This window comes from Streptomyces sp. 796.1, assembly GCF_047525675.1.
Lineage (GTDB): Bacteria > Actinomycetota > Actinomycetes > Streptomycetales > Streptomycetaceae > Streptomyces.
Genome location: NZ_JBLIWA010000005.1, coordinates 180,488 through 200,272, shown reverse-complemented (window position 1 = coordinate 200,272; position 19,785 = coordinate 180,488). Strand labels below are relative to the sequence as shown.

Here is a 19,785-nt window from a genome sequence, read left to right as displayed (position 1 = left end):
CGTGTTCGTCATCCTCGTTTACGACACGGCCGCCGAACGTAACCCGAAGGTGCTGAAGACCTGCCGCAAGTACCTGCACTGGACCCAGCGGAGCGTCTTCCAGGGCGAACTGTCCGCAGCGCAGTACAGGGCACTGATGACAGCGCTGGGCAGCGTGATCGATCCGACGTACGACAGCATCGTCACCTACACGGCCCGCTCGCCCGACATGGTCGAGTCGGTGACCATCGGGGTCGCGCTCGGTGGACCTGTGGACATCCTCTGACCTGTGCAGGTGCATCGTTGGAGATCGCGGTTGTGATGGGTCCAGGAGGGTTTGCAACAGCCCGGCCGCGGCCTACGCCCCGTCGGAGACGGCCCCTACACCGACGCCGGCACGAGCCCCACCAGGGCGCCCACCGCGACCCCGCCGACGGCCAGCACATAGGCCCCCGTCATCGCCGCGATCAGTGTCAGCTCCCGGCGCAGGGCGGTCGGGGTGGGGCCGCCGGTCAGGGAGGCGATGCGGAGGGCCTTGACCGAGGTGGGTGACGTCTGTTGGAGGACCCGTAGAAACTCCCGCATGTGCCCGGTGGCTGTCGCGTCCAGGCACGCCTCCGCGTCCGCGCGGACCTCGTGGACGACCGGGATCAGTCGTACGGCACGTCGTACGGCCAGCACCCCGAGCGCCGCCACGCAGCCGAAGGCGAGCAGCACCGGCCACGGCGGTCCCGCGATGGCCATCACGGGGGCGGCGGCGAAGAAGGCCAGGGCCTGGCTGACGTCGGGGCAGACGGCGAGCAGGCGGCGGTTGCCGGGGTCCTGGTGGCGGATGTGGGAGATCTCATGCAGGAGTTGGACGGTGGCGGCCGGGTCGCGACGCAGCCTGGGGCGCCAGTGTGCGGGGATCAGCAGGACGGTGTCGGGGTTGCGCAGGTTGAGTTGGATCTGTCGGCTGCCGTTGTGCACGGCGACCGGGAGGAGCACGGCCAGCACGAGGAAGACGCACCCGGCGAAGCCCTTCGTGTCGGTGACGGTGGAGAGTTGCTCGGAGAACACCCCGGCCGTGAGTCCGAGCACGGCCCCGACGGTGAGCAGCAGCCGCTGGTGGGGCACGGTCAGGTCGCCGAGCCGCATGAGCCGGTGCGAGGTGGGGCGGGCGATGTGCCGGGTGCGCAGGTTGCCGCGGTCCCAGACGGTGACCGCGCGGAGCCCGGTCGGGTCGAGCCCGGCCGCGACGAAGACCTCCCGCACCCGGCTCCAGGCCGGGGCGGCCCAGTCCACCTCGCGCAGCCGGGCGCCGCTGTGCCGGTGTACGTAGGACCGTTCGGCCCAGCTCTGCACGGCCAGCCCGAACACGAACAACAGCGGTACGACGGCCACCACCGTACCGATCAGCAGCAGGAGACCGAGATGGGTGCCCGGGTCGTCCAGGTGCCCGATGCTCACCACGGCGCAGGCGACCAGCACGAAGGGGGCCAGCACCACGCCCCACAACATGCGGTGCGCGCGCCGGAGGGTCCGCAGCCGGTCCGTACGCACCGCGGTGAACGCCGCGCCCGGACCGTCGGCCGGCGCCGGCACGGGTCCTACCGTGCGCCGGGCCCGGGGCCCTCGGCCCGGGCCCAGGCCGCGAGCTGGACGCGCACGATGAGGCGGAGCGTCTCCGGGTCGAGGTCGGCGGGCAGCGCCAGCCGGTCGGCGACGGCGGTGGCGATCGCCCGCACGGTCGGGGTGTCCAGGGCGAGGGGTGGGGTGGTTGCGGTGCCTGCGGCGGGGGTGGTGGGGGCGTCCACACCGTTGGGTTCGCCTGTGCCGTTGGGTTCGCCCGTACCGTTGGGTTCGCCCGGGGCGCGGGTTGCGTCTGGGCCGGCGACGTTCACCGGGCCGTCCGGGCCGGCACCGGAACCGGCCTGGCCCACGTCTGCGCCCGCGCCTGCGCCCGCGGCCAGGGCCCCGTCGTCCGCGCTGCCACCGCCCCCGTCACCCGCACCATCCCCGCCGTCTCCGTCGCCCCCGGCGTCCGCTTCGTCCTCGGCGCGATCGCCGCGGACCAGGCCGGCCACATAGCTGGCGGCTTCCCGTACGCCGTGTTCCACTGCCAGGTCGGTGGCGACCGAGACGACCTTGACCGCGATCTGGCCCAGCAGGGTCAGTCCGATGCCCAGGAACACCTGGGCGTCCGCGATGCCGGCGTCAGCGTCGTCGTCCCAGGCGCCGTCCACACCCGGTACCACTCCGGTCTCCCGCAGGTCCTCGGCGAACTCCGCCAACAGGTCGTCCCGCTCGTCCGGCGCCACCACGGCCGCCGACGCGTCCACCATGGTCAGCACCCGCTCCACGGCAGCCTCGTGCTCGCCCCTCATCGGCCTCTCCCCCCGTACGTCGTCCGCGCACACCCGCTCGGGCCCCCGGCCCAGCGGTGCCAGTGAGCGTAATCGCCGGTGGCCCAAGTGGCCCCGCTCCGTACGGGATCGTCTCGGCGCCGGGGTTGCACGGACGGGCTGCCGACGGGCCCGCGCACGCCCCCCCAGCGCGGCGGACCGACCCGGCGCACCCAACCAGTCCGGCACACCGGCGCCACGCACCACGCACCACGCACCACGCACCCGGAAGGATCGGCGCGACTGCCCCACCCGAGGCGCCCGGCCCGCACCAGTACGGACCGCACCCACCCATGGCGCCCATGCCATGTCACCCCTCAACTTTCGGCGCTGCGCGTCGCGACGGACGGTGGATGTGGTGGGCGGGTGGATGCGCTTAACGTTGTCGAGTGAATCGTGTGAAAAGCGTGGCGTACGGGACGTGGGTTTCCCAGGGGAACGCGGTGGGGTGGAGTGGGTGGGCCCGACGGCTGACGGGGCCCGCCCGGAAGCTCGCCGCGCGCGAGATGTGGCCGCCGCGCCGGGTCGTGGGCGAGGTGCTGCTGAGCGTCGCCCTGGCGCTGGCTGCCGTACTCGCCGAGGTCCTCTCCACCAGCGGGACGCTCCGTATCGTCGGTGTGGCCCTGCTGGCCGCGTTCGCCGGGCCGCTGCGCCGGGTGCTGCCAGCGACGGTGCTGTTGTTCAGCGTCGCGGTCTCGACCGCGCTCCCCGGGCTCGGGCTGCTGGTGCCCGTCGCCGCCTGGTCCGCGGGGCGGCGGATCGCCGGCGTCGGCCGGGCGGCGGCCGTCTTCGCCGTCGCGTACCTGCTCGGCCTGGTCCTGTCGATCGTCGTCGAACTCCCGCACTCGCCGACGGCCTGGATCTTCCCGGCCCTGGCCCTGCTGGTGTTCGTGGTGGTGCCCGGGCTGGCCGGCCGCTACTCGGCGCAGCGTCGCACGCTCGTGGACACGCTCCGCGAGTACAACGCCCAGATGCTGCGCGAGCGCACCATGGTCGCCGAACAGGCCAGGATGCGGGAGCGGCAGCGCATCGCCCAGGACATGCACGACAGCCTGGGCCACCAACTCGTCCTGATGTCGGTGCACAGCGGCGCGCTGGAGGTGGACCGCGAGCTGACCGACCACCAGCGGGCGGCGGTACGCGTCCTGCGCGAGGCATCGGTGGCCGCCATGCACGAGTTGCGCGAGGTGGTGGGCCTGCTGCGGGACGGCACCTGGTCCGCGGAGCCGGCCGCCGAAGGCGAGGCGGCGACCCGTGGGGTGGCCGGCATCGACGGCCTGGTGGCGGCCTCCCGCGCGGCCGGTACCGAGGTGGAGCTGCGGCGCACCGGTACGCCGTGTCCGCTGGCGTCCACCGTGGACCACGCGGCGTACCGGGTGGCTCAGGAGGGCCTGACCAACGCCCACAAGCACGCCCCGGGCGCGGCGATCACGGTGGAGCTGCGCTACGAGCCCGACTCGCTGATCGTGGAGGTCGCGAACGGCCCGGTACCCGCCTCGACGGGCGCCCCGCACAGCGTGGTGAGTGGTGGGCAGGGGCTGACCGGGTTGAGCGAGCGGACCCGGCTCATCGGCGGCATGCTGCACGCGAGCGCCACCGCGGCCGGCGGCTTCCGGCTGGCGGGCGTGTTGCCGTACGCACCGGCCGACGGCACGGCCCAGCCGCCCGCGGCACCCGTCCCACCAGCGACGTTCGTCGACGCGACCAGCGACCTCCGGCGGCAGCCCCCGGTGCCCCTCATCGGTCAGGGTGGCCCGGTCATTGACGGGCACGGCCTGCCGAAGGAGCTGGTGAAGGCGATGAGCAAGAACAGACGGAGCAGTGGTGTGGCGATCGGCTGCGGTATCGCGGCGCTGGTCGTCTTCTTGCTGTTGGCGGGGCTCGGCATCGCCGTGTGGTTGATGATGGACGACATAGACAAGGCCATGATCGACCGTGAGGACTACGACGCGGTGCGGGTGGGCCAGTCCGAAGCCGAGGTCCGCGACCAACTGCCGGACGGCAAGACCTTCCTCACCGACGACCTGGACAAGGGCGCGCCGCCCGAGCCGGCCGGCGCCACCTGCCTGACCCTGTTGTCGAGCGAGCCGAGCACCTGGAGCAAGGACCCGGTGTTCCGCTTCTGCTTCAAGGGCGGCGTGCTGGTCGAGAAGCGGTCCTTCATGGTCGAGACGTGAGACCCGTACCGGTACGTACCGGTACGGGCCACTGCCCGCGGGTGGGTGTGTCGTGCGGGTGTGCCAGGGGGCGTGCTGTGCGGGTGGGCTCCGACCCGATGCGGTGATCAGTTCGGTGCGGTGATCGGCAATGATGTGGGGCCGTAGGGTTGTCCACTCCGAGGTAGTGCAGGAGAGTCGTGATCAAGGTCCTCGTCACCGACGACGAGCCCCTCATCCGGGCCGGCATCAAGATGATCCTCACCTCGGCCGATGACATCGAGGTGGTCGGGGAGGCGGGGAACGGCCGGGAGGCCGTCGAACTGGCCAGGGCCGGACGCGTCGATGTCGTCCTGCTCGACATCCAGATGCCGGTCATGGACGGCCTGACGGCACTGACCGAACTGCGCAAGGCCGTACCGCAGACCAACGTCCTGATTCTCACCACCTTCGGTGAGCAGCAGAACGTGTTGCGGGCCCTGACCGAGGGCAGCGCCGGGTTCCTCCTCAAGGACTCGGCGCCCGGGGAGTTGATCGGCGCGGTGCGCGCCGCGGCGGCCGGGGACGCCTACCTGTCGCCGGGCGCCACCCGGCACGTGGTGGACTCGCTGGCCACCGGCCGCCACGCCAGCCGCGTCGAGCAGGCCCGACGCCGGCTGGCCGCCCTCACCCCCCGCGAGCAGGAGGTGCTGGCCCTGCTCGGCGAGGGCCTGTCCAACGCGGACGCGGGGGCGCGCCTGCACATGAGCGAGGCCACGGTGAAGACGTACGTGAGCCGCATCCTGGCCAAGCTGGGCTGCGAGAACCGCGTCCAGGCAGCGCTGTTGGCCCGCGACGCGGGCCTTGGCGTGTAGGTCACACCCACCGTCGCGCCCCGCCAGCCAGCCAACCGGTTGGCTGGCTGGCGCGCCGACACAGCCAACATGACGAGGTGCCACCCCGGCGGTCCCACCCTGGGCGCCGCCCCCGAGGTCCCACCCTGGGCGGCACCCGAGGTCCCACCCAACGGTCCCACCCCGGGCAACAAGGCGCCCGGCTAGGGAATGCGGGCGAGCCCCGCGTACCCCGGTACGTGCTCGTGCTGTTCGGTGGTGGCGTCCGGGCGCCACCTGGGCCAACTGACCAGGCCGGGTTCGACGAGGTCGAGGCCGTCGAAGAAGCCCGCGATCCGCTCCCGGTCGCGGAGCACGAAGGGGATCGCGCCGCTGGCGTTGTAGGCGTCCTGGGCCGCCACCGCCACCGGGTCGCCGGGGGCGGCGTGGCTGAGGGCCAGATAGCTGCCGGGCGCCAGCCCCGCGACCAGGGCGCGGACGACCGCCTTGGCCTCGGCGTCGTCGGCGACGTGGCCGAGGACGTCGGAGAGCACCAGGGCGACCGGCCGGCCCAGGTCCAGGGTGCGGGCGGCGGCCCCGAGCACCGTTTCGGTGTCGCGCAGATCGGCCTCGACGTAGCTGGTCGCCCCCTCGGGGGCGCTGCTGAGGAGGGCGTTCACATGCATCAGGACCATCGGGTCGTGGTCCACGTACACGATCCGCGCCTCGGGGGCGACGGCCTGTGCCGCCTCGTGGGTGTTGTACGCGGTGGGCAGGCCGGCCCCGACGTCCAGGAACTGCCGCACCCCCAGCGGGCCGGCCAGATGACGCACGCTGCGGATCAGGAACCCGCGGCCGGACCTGGCGTAGGCGCGGACGTTGGAGATGGCGGCAGCGAAGGCGTCGGCCGCCCGGCGGTCGACGGCGTAGTGGTTCTTCCCGCCCAGCAGGCAGTCCCAGACGCGGGCCGAGTGCGGCACTGTGGTGTCCACCCCGGTCGGCGCTGCGGGCGCGCCGCCAGGGGTGCGGTCGTCACCCGGGGTCGGGCCGCCACCGTCCGCGGTGGGGACATCGCCGACCGGGCCTGCGGCGGGCGGCGCCGGCCGGGTGGGGCCCGCTGCCTGGGGTGATCCGTCCCGTCCCGCCGCACGGTCCGTCCCGGCCGGTGGGAGGGGCGCGGCTTCCGGGTGGGGCGCGGCCGGCGGACGGGGTGGCGCGGCCGGTCGGCGCGGGTTGCCGGTCGTCATGGGGTGGCTGCCTCTCCTGGGTGGGTGGGGAGCGGGGTGCTGGGGTGGGGTGCCGTCGCACAGGCCGCGTCCAGGGCCTGGCGCAGGGCTTCGACGACGTCCGGTACGTCGGTGATCTCCTCGGTGCCGCCGGGCGACCGCCACACCGCGTGGTCCTCGATCTCGGGCACCGGGATGCGCAACAGCCGCAGCGGCGGGGCCTCGCTCAGCGGGTGGGGCGGCGCGCCCAACGGCATGACCTGGAGGGTGCAGCCCTCGCGCGCGGCGGCCTCGGCGAGCGCCCGCCGCTGCTCGGCCATCACCTGCGCATCGCCGACGGTGGTGTGCAGGGCGGCTTCGCCGAGCAGCACCCACAGCCTGGCACCGCGTTCGCGCAAACGTTGTTGACGTTCCCTCAGCAGGGTGACGACTTCATCCGTCGACGCCGGTCGCGGGCCGTCCGGGGGGAGGGCGCGGGCCCGCAGGGCGTGCAGGGCCGCCGCGTACCGCGGGGTGCGCAGCAGGTCGGGGACGAGGGTGGGGTGCCAGAGGCGGATCAGCGCGGCGGCCGACTCCATGCCGATCCAGCGCTGTTGGCCGGGGGCGAGGGCCGCGCGGTGCCGGTGCCACCAGCCGCGGCGGCTGGCGGCGACGGCCGCGGCCAGCGTCCGGTCCACCTCGCGCGGGGGCACCCCGTACCGCCGCAACAGCGTCTCGATCTGGCCGACGTCCAGCGCGGTCTCGGCGGATTCGATGCGGCGCACGGTCATGGTGTGTTTGCCCAGTACGGCGGCGGCTTCGGCCAGCGACACGCCGGCGACCTCCCGCAGCAGGCGCAACCGGGCGGCGAGTACGCGGTGTTCCACCGTCGGACCCGACCGCGGCCTGCTCACGACGCACCTCTTCGCATGCCCAACTCGCCCCCGTCACACGGCAGCCGAACGGCCGCCGAGCAACGCGAATCGTACTGTGTGAATTGCACACGGTGTGATTCACACGCATTGTGGTGCCCATGACTGACGAGACGTTCACCCCGCAGTCACCCCACGAGCGGCGGCGGCGCCGATCCGAGGGCTGTGCGCGCTGGGTGCCTGCCGTCCCCGAGGGGGCGGCCAGCGCCCGGGGCCACGCCCGGAACGCCCTGCGCCACTGGGGCATGGACGAGTACCAGAGGGAGCGCGCGGCCCTGCTGATCGGCGAGTTGGTCGAGAACGCGATCCACCACGGCGCCCGGCACCGGGGCAGACCCCTGCGCATGGTGTGGTGCCACATCCAACGCACCCGCGACACGGTGCGACTGAGCGTGTGGGGGCTGCCGGGTACGAGCGTCCCCCGACCCCGGTGTGCGCCGGATGGCACCGGGGGCTCGCTGGGAACACTGCGCGAGACGGGGCGCGGCCTACTGCTCGTTGCGGCCATGTCCCGGGCCTGTGGCACCCACGTCGACCGCGCCAACCGCCAGGTGTGGGCCGAGTTGTAACCTGCTCAGCGCGAGAGGACCGCCCATGCTGCCCGACCCCGGACTTGACATGCCCGCCACCGAGATCGAACGCGCCGTACGCGATCTGCACGACGCCCTGGCCCGGTTGGAGGCCCTGGGCCAAGCGCCCTACCCGGTCGGCGACCCCACGGGCTGCGGCCCCTCCCCCGCCATCGCCGGCTGGGGGCAGCTCGGCATCCTGCTGCCAGCGGAGGCGCTCATCTGGTCGCCGCCCAGCAGCGCGGCCCACGATCCGGGGCGGTGGCTGCGCTGGCCGCACGTCTGGTCCCCGCCACAACAGCCGTGACCGCGCCGCCCGCACCACGCGCGCGCCACACCCTGGGCGCGCCAGGCAGACCGGGCCCACCAGGCGCGCCGCGCACGGCGCGCAGGCCCGGGCCCGGCCCAACCCGCCGGCCGCGCAGCACGCTTGGCCCGGACCGCCGTCCTCGGCCCCGCCGCTGGTCAGGGCCGGTTCGGTCACCCCGTCGCGCCCTTCGCGGAGCGCAGTGTGGATCATGGTGGGGCCGCGCCGCGGCGTCAGCTCGTACGCCCCTGGAGTCCCGCATGCACCACAACACCGCCGCAGCCGATCGACATGCCGCCCGGCTGGCCGCCCGGCGGACCGCGGCCGGTGTGCTGGCCGCGCTCAGTGACCAGCGGCTGCGGAAGTTGCTCGCCGCGGCCCCGGTGCCCGACTCGGGCATCGGGGGCAGGACGGCGGTGGTGGAGGTCGCCGGAACTCCGGTGTTCGTCAAGCGGATTCCGCTCACGGAGCGGGAACTACGGCCCGAGCACGCGCACTCCACGGCCAACCTGTTCCGGCTGCCGCCGTGGTACCACTACGGGATCGGCTCGGCCGGCTTCGGCGCCTGGCGCGAGCTGGCGGTGCACACCCTGACCACCCGGTGGGTGCTCGACGGCGCCCATCCGGGCTTCCCGTTGACCTACCACTGGCGGGTGCTGCCCGACTCGCCGCCCGACGGCTTCGTCGACGAGTTCGGCGGTGTCGACGGGGCCGTGGCGCACTGGGACGGCTCCCCCGCGGTCCGCGACCGGCTGGAGGCGATCGGCGCCTCGCGCACCAGCCTGGTGCTGTTCCTGGAACACCTGCCGCACACCCTCGCCGACTGGCTGGCCGCCCGCCGGGACGCCACGGCGCCGGGCGGCTCGCCCCACCCGTGGGTGGCGGACGCGCTGGTGCACGGCGCCTCGTTCCTGCGCTCCCAGGGGCTGGTCCACTTCGACGCCCACTTCCGCAACGTGCTCACCGACGGCGAGTTGCTGTACTTCGCCGACTTCGGCCTGGCCCTCAGCTCCTCCTTCGACCTCGCCGCGGACGAGACCGCCTTCCTCACCGACCACCTCGGGTACGACCACTACGACACGCTCAGCCACCTGCTGCGCTACCACGTACTGGCCGAACCGCCGCTCGGATGGGACTACCCGGCGTTCCTCCGGGCCTGGCCCACGGAGCAGCTACGGGCCGGGCTCGCACCGGCGGACGCCGACCTGCTGGACCGGTTCGCCCCGGCCGCGCTGCTGATGTACGACTTCCAGCGCGACCTGCTCACCGTCAGCAAGCGGACGCCGTTCCCGGCCGCGCGCCTGAGCGAACGGGCGCCGCTGCCGTGACGCACCCACCCAACACCGCCCCGTGCGGCGGCCATTGCCGCACACCCGTACCCAAGCGGCCGACCTCTGCGGCACGCTGCACTCGTCCCCGCGTACGCCGCAGGTACCACACGCAGCACGACCACGAGGCCGACGAGGAGGGGAAGGGCCCGGGAGCGGGCCCCACCGGCACCCCCACGACCAGCACGACACCGGAAGGCAGACGGACATGACGGGCAACAACACCGAGCGCATCGACCTCAGCAGGGCGCATTCGGCGCGGGTGTACGACTTCATCCTCGGCGGCAAGGACAACTACGAGGCCGACCGGGCGGCGGCTGCCGCGGCGCTCGAAGCCTGGCCCGGGCTGCGGACCAGCATGCACATCAACCGTGCGGTCATGCACCGGATGGCCCACTGGCTGGCGACCGAGGCCGGCATCGACCAGTTCCTCGACATCGGTACGGGCATCCCCACCGCGCCCAACCTGCACCAGGTGGTGCAGGGTGTGACGCCGTCGGCGCGGGTCGTGTACGTGGACAACGACCCGATCGTGCTGGCCCACGCCCGCGCCCTGCTGACCGGCACGCCGGCGGGCCGCACCGCGTACATCGAGGCCGACATGCGCGAACCCGACAAGATACTGGCCGCGCCCGACCTGCACGAGACGCTGGACCTGCGCCGCCCGGTGGCGCTCACCGTCATCGCGGTGCTCCAGTTCGTGGCGGACGCCAGCGGCCTCATCCAACAGTTGATGGAGCCGCTGGCCCCCGGCAGCCATCTGGCCATCACGCTGGCCACCGCGGACCTGGCCCCCGAGTCCATCGACCTCGCGGCCACCTACACCCGCCGCGGCATCCCGATGTACCTGCGCTCGCACGCCGAAGTGACGGACCTGTTCACCGGGTTGGACCTGCTGGACCCCGGCGTCGTCCCGATGCACCACTGGCGCCCCAACCCGGGCGAGCCGGTCGCCGACGCCAACACCGTCAACATGTACGCGGGTGTGGCGAGCAAGCCGTAGGGCCGACCGCCCCGCCCCGACAGCCGCACGGAGCAGACCGTGCCCCGCAGCCGCGCCGGACGCCCACGGGCCTCAGCAACGCGCGCCGTCCGATGAGCACCGCGCGCCAGCCCGTGGAGGCAAGGACGGGGGCAACGACGGACGGGTCAGGGAGGCAACCGCCCACCGCCTGGCACCGCGCCGCCCGCGGTTGGGGTGGCGGCACCGGTCACGGTCAGGTACCCCGACTCCCTTGCTGGACAAGGGAGTCGGGGTGTTCAGCGGCTTCCGGTGGGGCGCGTGCGGCGCCGTCCGCGCGCACAGGCTTCGGGGCAATCCGGCGGCCGGGGCGCGCCGCGCACGCATCCGTGGCGACCGGCACGTGGGTGCCGCTTCTGGGCATCATGGCGCCATGACGCCCAAGTGCACGCTCTTCGACTTCTCCGGCACCCTCTTCCGCGCCGAACCCGCCGACCAGTGGCTGCGGGCCGCGGCCGACGCGGTCGGCCAGCCGCTCGCGCCTGCGGAGTTCGCCCGCTGTCTCACGGAGTTACAGGAGGTGGGGGCCCAGCCGGGCGGCACGCCCCCGCGGGAGGTCCCCGCGCACCTGGCCGACGGGTGGCGGACCCGCGACCTCAGCGGCGCCCGGCACCGTGCCGCGTACCTCGCCCAGTCCCGACAGGTGAGGCTGCCCCACGAGGACCTGCACGAGGCGCTGTACGCACGACACAAGGAGCCGTCCGCCTGGGCGCCGTATCCGGACGCCGCCGAGGTGTTGACCGCGCTGCGCGAGCACGGCGTACGGATCGGGGTGGTGAGCAACATCGGGTGGGACCTGCGGCCGGTCTTCCGCGCCCACGGGCTCGACACCTACGTCGACGCGTACCTGCTCTCCTTCGAGCACGGCATCCAGAAGCCGGACCCGGCGCTGTTCCAGTTGGCCTGTGCGACGCTTGGTTGCTGTGCGCCGGAGACGGTGATGGTCGGCGACAACCGGCGGGCGGACGGCGGGGCGGCGGCGCTCGGCTGTCGGGTGCACTTCGTCGACCCGCTGCCGGTGGCCGAGCGCCCCGACAGCCTGCGCCCGCTGCTCGACCTGCTCAACTGAGCCCCCCGCGGCCGGGCCCGCCCGACACGCCCTCCTCCCCACCCGGCGCCCGGCCGCACCCGCCCCCACGCCGACACACCCCACACACCCAAACACCCGCACCCGCAACCCGGCCGCACCCGGACCTCCCCTCCCCCACATCCACCAACACACCCGCGCCCACACGCCCACCGACGCCCACCGAGGCGAGGAGCAGGACCGGGGTAGGTGCCGGACCGCAGGCCGGCTAGGGTGCCGCGTCGCGCCGGGACTCGTGGGCGAGGATGCTGGCCTGCCAGCGGGCGATGACCTCCTCCCGCCCGGTCCCGGCCTGGTCGGCCTCGCTGATCAGGGCCTCGGCCGCCATCGCGGCCAGCCTGACGACGACGTGACGCAGGTCATGGGCGTCCATCGGTTCCAGGAGGGCACCCGCGCCGTCGCTGTCGTTGGCGAGCGCGCAGGCGATCATGGCCATCGTCGTGCGATCCCATTCGTATGCATTCACGGGCTCAGCCTTCCCCTGCGCGGGCGGCCGAGAACGCTTACCCACAGGTAGACATGTGGCCCACGCGCTCTGAGAAGCCCGTGTGACGTGCGCGTACGTAGGTGGTCCGGGAAGCCTCGCGAGGTCCGAAGGCCGGTGCGACCGGTGCGTACCATCAGCCTGGCCGCCGCCGTGGTCGCGCCCCGCGCACGGCCGGCCACCAGGTCAATGTCGCCCTGGGTGCATAAGCGGTCACGCGCGTCACGGCCGGTACTAGCGACCGTCGGTTTCGGACGATCCCCCGCGTCGCCCGAAATCGACGGTCGGACCGGTGTTCACCCTGCTCAGAAGGGGCGGACAACCGGAGACCCACTGAGTATATTGGCTTCGAGCCAGTCAACGCAGGAGTTAAGCATGTCCCCGCGCAGCGCATCGGTCAATGAGGAGTTGCGCCGACGTTCCCAACAGCGGCTGCTCCAGGCAACCGTCGACCTCGTCGACGAGCACGGTTACGAGGCCACCACGCTGGCGGACATCGCCGATCGGGCGGGCGCCGCACGTGGCCTGGTGTCGTACTACTTCCCCGGCAAGCGGCAGCTCCTCCAGTCCGCCGTGCACCGTCTGATGCACACCGAACTCGCGGCTGCGTTGGACCGCGCGCCCCGGCCCACCGGCGAGGGCGCCGGCCGCGAGCTGCTGGCCCGGGCCATCGACGCGATCCTCAGCCTGGCCAGGGACCGCCCCCGGCTGATGCGCACGCACATGGCGGGCATCCTCCAGGCCGAGGGCTTCATCCAGTGCCCCGAACAGCAACGGCTCGCCGAGCTGCTCCAGGAGACGGTGACCGCGTACGGCAGCGACGATCCCGAGACGGACTACCGGCTGATGCGGGCGCTGCTGATGGGCGCCGTCGTCGCGGTGCTGCTGCCCGGAGCGCCGATGCCGGTGGCGCGGCTGCGCGCGGAGCTCTTCCAGCGCTACGGCCTCGACTGGGAGCTCGGCGATCCGCCACCGCCGGCGGCGGGCGACGACGCCTCGGACACGGCGCGGTAGGGCCAGCGCGGCGGCCGGAGCCGGGTGGGCGGAGCGGGCGGGTCCGTGGAGTTCCGGGTTCCGCCCGGGACCGTGTCGGGGCGCCGGCGCACGGACGCGTTCCTGGCGTACCGCGGTGTGGACACGCGCCTCCCGCGGCGGCCGGCCCGGTGCCATCCTGGGAGGCCCAGCGGGAAGGAGTTCCGCCGTGCTCCGTGTCGCCGTCGTCGGTTCGGGCCCCAGCGGGGTGTACACCGCCCAGGCCCTGCTTCGGCAACGTCTGGTCCCCGATGTCGTGGTGCACGTACTGGACCGGCTGCCGTGCCCGTTCGGTCTCGTGCGGTACGGGGTGGCGCCCGACCACGAGAAGATCAAGTCGCTCCAGGGCAATCTGCGCACCGTGCTTGAGGACCCCCGGGTCACCTTCCTCGGTCACGTGCGGGTGGGCTCGCCCGGGATCTCGCCGCGCCAGTTGCACGAGCTCTACCACGCGGTGGTGTACTGCGTGGGCGCCGCGACCGACCGCCGGCTCGGGGTGCCGGGCGAGGAGCTGCCCGGCAGTTGGTCGGCGACCGACTTCGTCTCCTGGTACAGCGCCCACCCGGATGCGGCGGCGGACCAGTTTCCGCTGGCCACGCCGTCGGCGGTGGTGATCGGGGTGGGCAACGTGGCCGTGGACGTGGCCCGGGTGCTGGCCAGGGACGCCGCCGAGCTGCGCGACACCGACGTACCGGACGCGGCGCTCGCCGCGCTCGGCCGCAGCCGGGTGCGGGACGTCCACATGGTCGGCAGGCGCGGGCCTTCGCAGGCCAAGTTCACCACCAAGGAGTTGCGGGAACTCGGCGCGCTGCCCGGGGCCGCGGTGCGGGTGCGGGCCGACGAGCTCGCCCGCGATCCGGCGTTCGTGGACCCCTCGGGACTGCCGGCCGTGGCCCGGCGCAATGTGGAGGTGCTGCGCGGCTGGGCGCAGCAGCCGCCCGTCGACCGGCCACGCCGCATCCACCTGCGGTTCTTCCTGCGGCCCGTGGCACTCCTGGCGCAGCGTGGGGGCGCGCCCGGCGAGGTGGGTGGCGGGGTGCGCGCCGTACGTTTCGAGCGCACGGCGCCCGACGGGCAGGGCCGGGTGGTGGGCACCGGGACGTACGAGGACATCGACGCGCGGCTGGTGCTGCGCTCGGTCGGCTACCGCGGAGTGCCACTGCCCGGGCTGCCGTTCGATCCCGCGCTGGGTACGGTGCCGCACCGGGCCGGCCGGGTGCTGCGCGCCGGGGCGCCCTCGCTCGGCGAGTACGTGGCGGGGTGGATCAAGCGCGGGCCCACCGGCGTGATCGGCACGAACCGCTCGTGCGCCAAGGAGACCGTGGACGCCCTGCTGGCCGACGCGGCGCACCTGGCCTCGCGCACCGTGGCCGCGGACCCGGTGGCGGCCCTGCGGGGGCTGGGGCAGGAGCCGGTGGAGTGGCCCGGCTGGCTGCGCATCGAGGCGGCCGAAGCGGAACTCGGCCGACGGCTCGGCCGTACGAATGTGAAGATCCCTGACTGGGAGGGGCTGTTGAGCGCGGCGCGCACGGCGCGGTGAACCAGGGGGCCGGGGCCAGCACACCCAGAACCAGCACACCCGGACCAGCGGCGCCCACCGCCGGCACGGTGCGCACCCGCGGTGCCCGCCACCGGCACCGCGGCGACGGTCGGTCGGCGCGCCGCCTGGCCCCGGCGCCACGCCATCGCCCCGGGAGATCGCGCCGCTGCCCCAGGGGCCGCGCCCCCGGTTCGTCCGTCACCGGGGCGCGCCGTTCGGTCACCAGGCCGCCGGGGCCGCGCCGCAGCGGGGGGTCAGGCCGTGGTCAGGCACTCTTCCTGGCGCTTGGCCGCGGCCAGGACGCAGTCGAGCAGGCCGGGGAAGCGGTCGGCGAGGTCGGCGTGGCGCAGCACGCTCATCTTGGCGGTGCCCCGGTAGAACTGCCGGATCACCCCGCTCTCGCGCAGTACGCGGAAGTGGTGCGTACAGGTGGACTTGCTCACCGGCAGGTCGAAGACCGAACACGCGAGCTCGCCGCCGTCGGCGGCAAGACCGCACACGATGCGCAGGCGCATCGGATCGGCCAGCGCGTGCAGCACGCCTTCGAGGCGGATCTCGGCGGCTTCCGGGTGCTTGAGCTCCCGGCCCGCTGACGGGGTGGGGGCCTGCTGATCTGCCACGGCTGCTCCTCACACTGCTCCGAAAGGCGACCCGTACGAGCACGCCGTGGTGCGACATGCAACGTACTACGATGGAAATCGTACAACAAGGACCACCGGCGGCAAAGGCTCTCGGCACGACCGGGCACCGCCCCTTCAGGGTCCCCTTTTCCGCCCGTTTCCCTTCCCGGTCCCGGTGCGCGCGCGAACGTCACTCGATGTGTTTTTCAGTTCTCCATCTCCCGCGGCCTGGACTGCAAATGAGTGAAACATCCTCCGCTGGTTTGTTCATTTCCCTTGCGCATCGGAACACTTGGGGCCGCGCGCACAGCGCCACGAAACCGCGCAGGCACCACCAGGCGAGGAGTGCACACCCATGAGTGACGCCCTGGGCATCATTACCGAGATCCTGTCCGAACAGTTCCATGTGGATCGGAGCGCACTACGCCCGCAGACCACGATCGACGAGTTGGAACTCGACTCGCTCGCACTCCTGGAATTCTCCCTGGTACTCGGCGAGAAGACGGGGCTGCGGATGAGCGACGAGCACGTCACGCAAGAGGTGACGCTCGGTCAGATCGCGGAGTGGATCGACGCCGGACGCGATCTCGCCGAGACCGGACAGCGCAACTAACTGGCAGTGCACGGCGGTGCGTTGACGCGCCCCGGCCAGCACCGGAGGGGTCAACCCGCCACCACTTCACGAACCGGACGCGGGGGTCGCGGCCCCCGGCGAGCGTGCCCGGGCGCCATGACGCGTCGTACGCCTCCGGCCCCTCCGAGCAGAAAGGCGCGGATTCCTGGTGCGGCAGAGCACGGTGTTCGGGACGAGCGAACAGCCCATCGATCAGACCGCCGAGTCATACGCATTGTTGGCGGCCGTCAATGAGAGCGGACCGCTGGCCGTCGCATTTTCCGGCGGTGTCGATTCCGCCGTCGTACTGGCCGCCGGCGCCCGGGTGTGGGGAGCGGCCCGTACGCTCGCGGTGATCGCGGACTCCCCCGCATTGGCCAGGAGCGAACTGCACGGGGCGCGCCGTACCGCAGCGGAGATCGGCGTGGAGTTGCTTGAGGTGGCGACCACGGAGTGGGCGGTCCCCGGATATCGGGCGAACACCGGAAACCGCTGCTACTTCTGCAAGCACACGGTGTTGTCCCGGGTTTTGGAGGTGGCGACCGAACGGGGATTCGGCGCCGTCGCCACCGGCACCCACCGTGATGACCGACGGGCCGCACACCGCCCGGGGCTGCGCGCGGCGGCGGAACTCGGCGTCGTGGAACCGCTCGCCGATGCCGGCCTCGGCAAGGCGGAGGTGCGGGGCGTCGCCGCCCGCTGGGGCCTGTCGGTCGCGGACAAACCGGGCTCCCCCTGTCTGTCCTCCCGGGTGGCCGTCGGCGTCCCGGTGACCCCGGCACGGCTCGGCCGGGTCGAACGCGCCGAGGAGTTGGTGCGCGCGACGCTGACCGCGCACGGCGTCCCGGTCGACGCGCTGCGAGTCCGCGTCCTCGCCACGGCCTTCCGCATCGAGCTCGGGCCCGCCGCCCACCACTGGCTCGACCGCCATCCCGGCGTCCGGGCCGAGGTGCTGCGCGCGGTGGCCGTCGCGACCCGGCTGCGGGACGGTGCGGTGGCGGCCTATCGGGCCGGTGCGGTGGCCACCGCGTCCGGGCCGAGCGGCGCGGACGCGGCCCCCACACCCCGCCGGCCGGCCGACGGGCGCCCGGCGACGCGCGGGGAGCGGCCGGCATGAGCGCGACGGAGGCAGCGACAGAGACAGACATGGCGACGGGGACGGAGACGCTGCGGGTGGCCGACTTCGCCCGGCTCGACGTGGCCAGGCGGGGCCGGACCGGGGTGCCCGAGGTGGTGTTCGCGCAGGGCAAGACGGTCGAGCAGACGCTGCGGCTGCTGGCCGAACTGCGGAGGGCCGACCCCGCGGCGCCGGCCCTCGCCACCCGCTGCCCGGCCGAGGTGCTGGCCGCCGCGCCCACCGCGTTCGACGCCGCCCCCGTACAGGTGGACCCGGTGGCGCGGACGGTCACGGTGGGGCCGCTGCCCGCGCCGCGCGGCGCGGTGGCCGTGGTCACGGCGGGCACCTGCGACCTGCCGGTGGCCGGGGAGTGCCGGGCCACGCTCGCCGCGCTCGGCGTCGGCGCCTTCGTCGTGGACGACGTGGGGGTGGCCGGCATCGGTCGGCTGTTCGCCCAGTTGCCGCGGCTTGAACGGGCCGACTGCGCCGTGGTCGTGGCCGGCATGGACGGGGCGCTGCCCAGCGTGGTCACGGGGCTGCTGCGCGCGCCGGTGGTGGGGGTACCGACGAGCGTCGGGTACGGGGTGGCGGCGGGCGGTCTCGCCGCCCTCGGGGCGATGCTCGCCACCTGCGCGCCTGGCCTGACGGTGGTCAACATCGACAACGGATTCGGCGCCGCCGTGCACGCGGCGAAGGTCGTCCGTGCGGTGCACGGTGCATGAGCGGCGCGGCGCCGGCGCGCGGCCCGGGGCCCGGGCGGTCGGTGGGCCCGGTCGCCGCAGGAGGTCCGGGGGCCCGTCGGCGGCGCAGGCCGCCCCGGCGCGCCGCGACAGCATGCTGGGAGAGACACCTGATGAGTGAGACGCCCGAAGCAAGGCAGACCCCGGCGCGACGGCGCCCGCACGGTGGCGAACCGGCAGCACCACAGCCGGCAGCGCCACAGTCGGCAGAACCACACGCGACGGGGCCGCGACCGTCCGAACCGCAGTCGTCCGCACCACAACCACCCACGTCGCAGCCGTCAGCATCCCAGCCGCAGGCATCGCCGCCACCCGCGCCTGCCCGTCGGCCGCACCAGGGCGCCGCGCCCGCCCCCGGGCCCCCCGCGCCCGAGCCGTGCGACACGGCGGAGCCCCCGGCACCGCGCGCGGACGGGTCCGCCGCGGCGCAGCACGTAGCCGCCGCGCACCTGGACTGCACCGCCGGCGTCGCGGGCGACATGCTGCTGGCCGCCCTGCTGGACGCGGGCGCCACGCTGCACACGGTCACCGAAGCGGTGGCCTCGCTGGAGGTGCCGGGGCTCGCCGTGCGCGCCGAGCGGGCCCGCCGCGGCGGGCTGGCCTGTCTGCGCGTGGAGGTGGAGCGGCCGGCCGTCGCTGACCGCAGCCGGCACCTGTCGGACGTCCTCGCGCTGCTGGCCGCAGCCCCGCTGGAACCGGCCGCCGCCCGGTACGCGCGGCGCGTCTTCGAACTCCTCGCCGCCGCCGAGGCCACGGCCCACGGCACCACCCCGGATCAGGTGCACTTCCACGAGGTCGGTGCGTACGACGCGCTGGCGGACGTCGTCGGCTGTGCGGCGGCCCTGGCGGAGCTCGGGTTGCTCGCCCCGCGCGCGGTGGTGACCTGTTCCGCGCTGGCAGCCGGGCACGGCCAGGTGACCGGCGCGCACGGGACGATGCCGGTACCGGTGCCCGCCGTGCTCGACATCGCCGCCCGGCGCGGACTCACCCTGGCCGCCGGCGAGTTGCCCGGCGAGCGCACCACGCCCACCGGGGCCGCGCTGGTCGCAGCGCTGGCCGAGCCCGGGCCGATGCCGGCGATGACCGTACGGGCCGTCGGCGTCGGTGGCGGGCGGCGGGACTGCCCGCTCCGGCCCAACATCACCCGGGTGGTGCTCGGTCGGGCCGTCGGCGCCGCGCCGGAGGCTGCGGCGCACGGCGAGGTGGTGGTGGTCGAGAGCACCGTGGACGACCTCGACCCGCGGCTGTGGCCCTCGGTCCTGGAGGCGGTGCGCGCGGCCGGCGCCTGGGACTGTTGGACGACCGGCACCGTCGGCCGGCACGGCAGGCCCGGCAGGCTGCTGACCGCGCTGTGCGCGGCGGAGGTCAGACCGGCCGTGGCCGACGCCCTGTTGCGGCACACCACGACGCTCGGCGTGCGCTGGTCCGTCCAGGAACGTACGACGCTGCCGCGCCGGGCCGCCACCGTGCGGGTCGGGCCGCCCGGACGGGAACAGCAGGTGCCGGTCAAGATCGCCGAGGTGCCCGGCGGCGAGCTGACCGTACAACCGGAGTTGGCCGAGGCCGAACGGGCCGCGCGGGCGCTGGGCTGGCCGGTGCGCCAGGTGTGCGCGGCGGCCGTCAGCGGCTACCTGCGCGAACGCCCCGCCCGCGCCGTACCCCGCCAGCCCCCCGGCCCCGGCTGAACCGGGCCCGAACCGGCTCGCCCGGTTGGTCCTACCGGCCCATCTCGTCCGACTGCCCCGGCTCGCCCGTCCGACCTGGGTGCCCACGCTGGTGCGGCCCAACCCGACTGACCCGACTAACCCGCCTCGCCCGCCGGCCCCGTACGCGGTCCCCACACACTCACGCCCCGCCCA

At 74.1% G+C, this 19,785-nt stretch carries 20 protein-coding genes; 14 read left to right on the top strand and 6 right to left on the bottom strand.

All coding sequences use genetic code 11. The annotated features are described in order from the left end of the window. Window position 1 precedes the first annotated feature (1 nt). Entirely contained in the window at window positions 2-265 is a 264-nt protein-coding gene (gene cas2, locus ACMA1D_RS05915; RefSeq protein ID WP_414722795.1) for a CRISPR-associated endonuclease Cas2, read from the top strand. A 95-nt stretch (window positions 266-360) separates the two neighbouring features. Here the strand turns inward: cas2 and ACMA1D_RS05910 are convergent, their stop codons facing one another. Both ACMA1D_RS05910 and ACMA1D_RS05905 read right to left on the bottom strand, forming a co-directional pair. Next, on the bottom strand, window positions 361-1,563 hold the full coding sequence (locus ACMA1D_RS05910; RefSeq protein ID WP_414722794.1) for a hypothetical protein: 1,203 nt from the start codon (window positions 1,561-1,563) through the stop codon (window positions 361-363). Between the two features lie 5 nt (window positions 1,564-1,568). Further along, a complete protein-coding gene (locus ACMA1D_RS05905) occupies window positions 1,569-2,345 on the bottom strand; it encodes a hypothetical protein (RefSeq protein ID WP_414722793.1) in 777 nt (258 codons plus the stop codon). Window positions 2,346-2,869: 524 nt separating this feature from the next. Between ACMA1D_RS05905 and ACMA1D_RS05900 the strand changes: the two genes are divergently transcribed. Further along, on the top strand, window positions 2,870-4,540 hold the full coding sequence (locus ACMA1D_RS05900) for a sensor histidine kinase (protein ID WP_414722815.1): 1,671 nt from the start codon (window positions 2,870-2,872) through the stop codon (window positions 4,538-4,540). A 179-nt stretch (window positions 4,541-4,719) separates the two neighbouring features. Then, complete coding sequence (locus ACMA1D_RS05895; RefSeq protein WP_414722792.1) at window positions 4,720-5,373, top strand: response regulator transcription factor; 654 nt, start codon at window positions 4,720-4,722, stop codon at window positions 5,371-5,373. Between the two features lie 182 nt (window positions 5,374-5,555). On the opposite strand, the gene ACMA1D_RS05890 is transcribed toward ACMA1D_RS05895, so the two are convergent. Together ACMA1D_RS05890 and ACMA1D_RS05885 are read right to left on the bottom strand one after the other, a co-directional pair. After that, complete coding sequence (locus tag ACMA1D_RS05890) at window positions 5,556-6,323, bottom strand: SAM-dependent methyltransferase (protein WP_414722791.1); 768 nt, start codon at window positions 6,321-6,323, stop codon at window positions 5,556-5,558. A 251-nt stretch (window positions 6,324-6,574) separates the two neighbouring features. Continuing rightward, window positions 6,575-7,450, bottom strand: a complete 876-nt coding sequence (locus ACMA1D_RS05885) for a Scr1 family TA system antitoxin-like transcriptional regulator (protein ID WP_414722790.1) — start codon at window positions 7,448-7,450, stop codon at window positions 6,575-6,577. A gap of 119 nt (window positions 7,451-7,569) precedes the next feature. Between ACMA1D_RS05885 and ACMA1D_RS05880 the strand changes: the two genes are divergently transcribed. The 5 genes from ACMA1D_RS05880 (at window position 7,570) to ACMA1D_RS05860 (ending at window position 11,762) form a co-directional block, all read left to right on the top strand. After that, on the top strand, window positions 7,570-8,037 hold the full coding sequence (locus ACMA1D_RS05880) for an ATP-binding protein (RefSeq protein ID WP_414722789.1): 468 nt from the start codon (window positions 7,570-7,572) through the stop codon (window positions 8,035-8,037). A gap of 25 nt (window positions 8,038-8,062) precedes the next feature. Then, window positions 8,063-8,344 carry a hypothetical protein gene (locus ACMA1D_RS05875; protein ID WP_349990160.1) on the top strand — a complete coding sequence of 94 codons (282 nt, stop codon included), beginning with the start codon at window positions 8,063-8,065 and terminating at the stop codon, window positions 8,342-8,344. 260 nt (window positions 8,345-8,604) lie between these two features. Next, window positions 8,605-9,672 carry a protein kinase family protein gene (locus tag ACMA1D_RS05870; RefSeq protein WP_414722788.1) on the top strand — a complete coding sequence of 356 codons (1,068 nt, stop codon included), beginning with the start codon at window positions 8,605-8,607 and terminating at the stop codon, window positions 9,670-9,672. A 208-nt stretch (window positions 9,673-9,880) separates the two neighbouring features. Next, window positions 9,881-10,675: an SAM-dependent methyltransferase gene (locus ACMA1D_RS05865; RefSeq protein WP_414722787.1), complete on the top strand. Its 795-nt coding sequence runs from the start codon at window positions 9,881-9,883 to the stop codon at window positions 10,673-10,675. Between the two features lie 391 nt (window positions 10,676-11,066). Further along, a complete protein-coding gene (locus tag ACMA1D_RS05860) occupies window positions 11,067-11,762 on the top strand; it encodes an HAD family hydrolase (RefSeq protein ID WP_414722786.1) in 696 nt (231 codons plus the stop codon). Between the two features lie 226 nt (window positions 11,763-11,988). Here ACMA1D_RS05860 and ACMA1D_RS05855 read toward each other — a convergent pair whose 3' ends face one another. Beyond that, entirely contained in the window at window positions 11,989-12,246 is a 258-nt protein-coding gene (locus ACMA1D_RS05855; RefSeq protein ID WP_414722785.1) for a hypothetical protein, read from the bottom strand. A 393-nt stretch (window positions 12,247-12,639) separates the two neighbouring features. Between ACMA1D_RS05855 and ACMA1D_RS05850 the strand changes: the two genes are divergently transcribed. Both ACMA1D_RS05850 and ACMA1D_RS05845 read left to right on the top strand, forming a co-directional pair. Continuing rightward, window positions 12,640-13,278, top strand: coding sequence for a TetR/AcrR family transcriptional regulator (locus tag ACMA1D_RS05850; protein WP_414722784.1), 639 nt, complete (start codon window positions 12,640-12,642; stop codon window positions 13,276-13,278). A gap of 187 nt (window positions 13,279-13,465) precedes the next feature. After that, window positions 13,466-14,836: an FAD-dependent oxidoreductase gene (locus ACMA1D_RS05845; protein ID WP_414722783.1), complete on the top strand. Its 1,371-nt coding sequence runs from the start codon at window positions 13,466-13,468 to the stop codon at window positions 14,834-14,836. Window positions 14,837-15,090: 254 nt separating this feature from the next. Here ACMA1D_RS05845 and ACMA1D_RS05840 read toward each other — a convergent pair whose 3' ends face one another. Continuing rightward, a complete protein-coding gene (locus ACMA1D_RS05840; protein ID WP_414722782.1) occupies window positions 15,091-15,456 on the bottom strand; it encodes an ArsR/SmtB family transcription factor in 366 nt (121 codons plus the stop codon). 355 nt (window positions 15,457-15,811) lie between these two features. Between ACMA1D_RS05840 and ACMA1D_RS05835 the strand changes: the two genes are divergently transcribed. From ACMA1D_RS05835 to larC, 4 genes are all read left to right on the top strand, one after another. Next, window positions 15,812-16,069 (top strand): acyl carrier protein, encoded by a 258-nt coding sequence (locus ACMA1D_RS05835; protein ID WP_414722781.1) that lies wholly within the window; start codon window positions 15,812-15,814, stop codon window positions 16,067-16,069. Between the two features lie 169 nt (window positions 16,070-16,238). After that, the gene (locus tag ACMA1D_RS05830; protein WP_414722780.1) at window positions 16,239-17,186 is read left to right on the top strand and encodes an asparagine synthase-related protein; all 948 of its coding nucleotides are present in this window, start codon (window positions 16,239-16,241) and stop codon (window positions 17,184-17,186) included. Beyond that, window positions 17,183-17,908, top strand: a complete 726-nt coding sequence (gene larB, locus ACMA1D_RS05825) for a nickel pincer cofactor biosynthesis protein LarB (protein WP_414722779.1) — start codon at window positions 17,183-17,185, stop codon at window positions 17,906-17,908. Before ACMA1D_RS05830 ends, larB begins: the two co-directional genes overlap by 4 nt. Window positions 17,909-18,375: 467 nt before the next feature. Beyond that, entirely contained in the window at window positions 18,376-19,611 is a 1,236-nt protein-coding gene (gene larC, locus ACMA1D_RS05820) for a nickel pincer cofactor biosynthesis protein LarC (RefSeq protein WP_414722814.1), read from the top strand. Window positions 19,612-19,785 lie beyond the last annotated feature (174 nt).

What these genes read in the sequence shown, in the direction of transcription:
- ACMA1D_RS05905 (WP_414722793.1), bottom strand. Translation starts at nt 2,345, where the DNA reads ATGAGGGGCGAGCACGAGGCTGCCGTGGAGCGGGTGCTGACCATGGTG.
- ACMA1D_RS05900 (WP_414722815.1), top strand. Translation starts at nt 2,870, where the DNA reads ATGTGGCCGCCGCGCCGGGTCGTGGGCGAGGTGCTGCTGAGCGTCGCC.
- ACMA1D_RS05880 (WP_414722789.1), top strand. Translation starts at nt 7,570, where the DNA reads ATGACTGACGAGACGTTCACCCCGCAGTCACCCCACGAGCGGCGGCGG.
- ACMA1D_RS05875 (WP_349990160.1), top strand. Translation starts at nt 8,063, where the DNA reads ATGCTGCCCGACCCCGGACTTGACATGCCCGCCACCGAGATCGAACGC.
- ACMA1D_RS05870 (WP_414722788.1), top strand. Translation starts at nt 8,605, where the DNA reads ATGCACCACAACACCGCCGCAGCCGATCGACATGCCGCCCGGCTGGCC.
- ACMA1D_RS05865 (WP_414722787.1), top strand. Translation starts at nt 9,881, where the DNA reads ATGACGGGCAACAACACCGAGCGCATCGACCTCAGCAGGGCGCATTCG.
- ACMA1D_RS05860 (WP_414722786.1), top strand. Translation starts at nt 11,067, where the DNA reads ATGACGCCCAAGTGCACGCTCTTCGACTTCTCCGGCACCCTCTTCCGC.
- ACMA1D_RS05850 (WP_414722784.1), top strand. Translation starts at nt 12,640, where the DNA reads ATGTCCCCGCGCAGCGCATCGGTCAATGAGGAGTTGCGCCGACGTTCC.
- ACMA1D_RS05835 (WP_414722781.1), top strand. Translation starts at nt 15,812, where the DNA reads ATGAGTGACGCCCTGGGCATCATTACCGAGATCCTGTCCGAACAGTTC.
- larB (WP_414722779.1), top strand. Translation starts at nt 17,183, where the DNA reads ATGAGCGCGACGGAGGCAGCGACAGAGACAGACATGGCGACGGGGACG.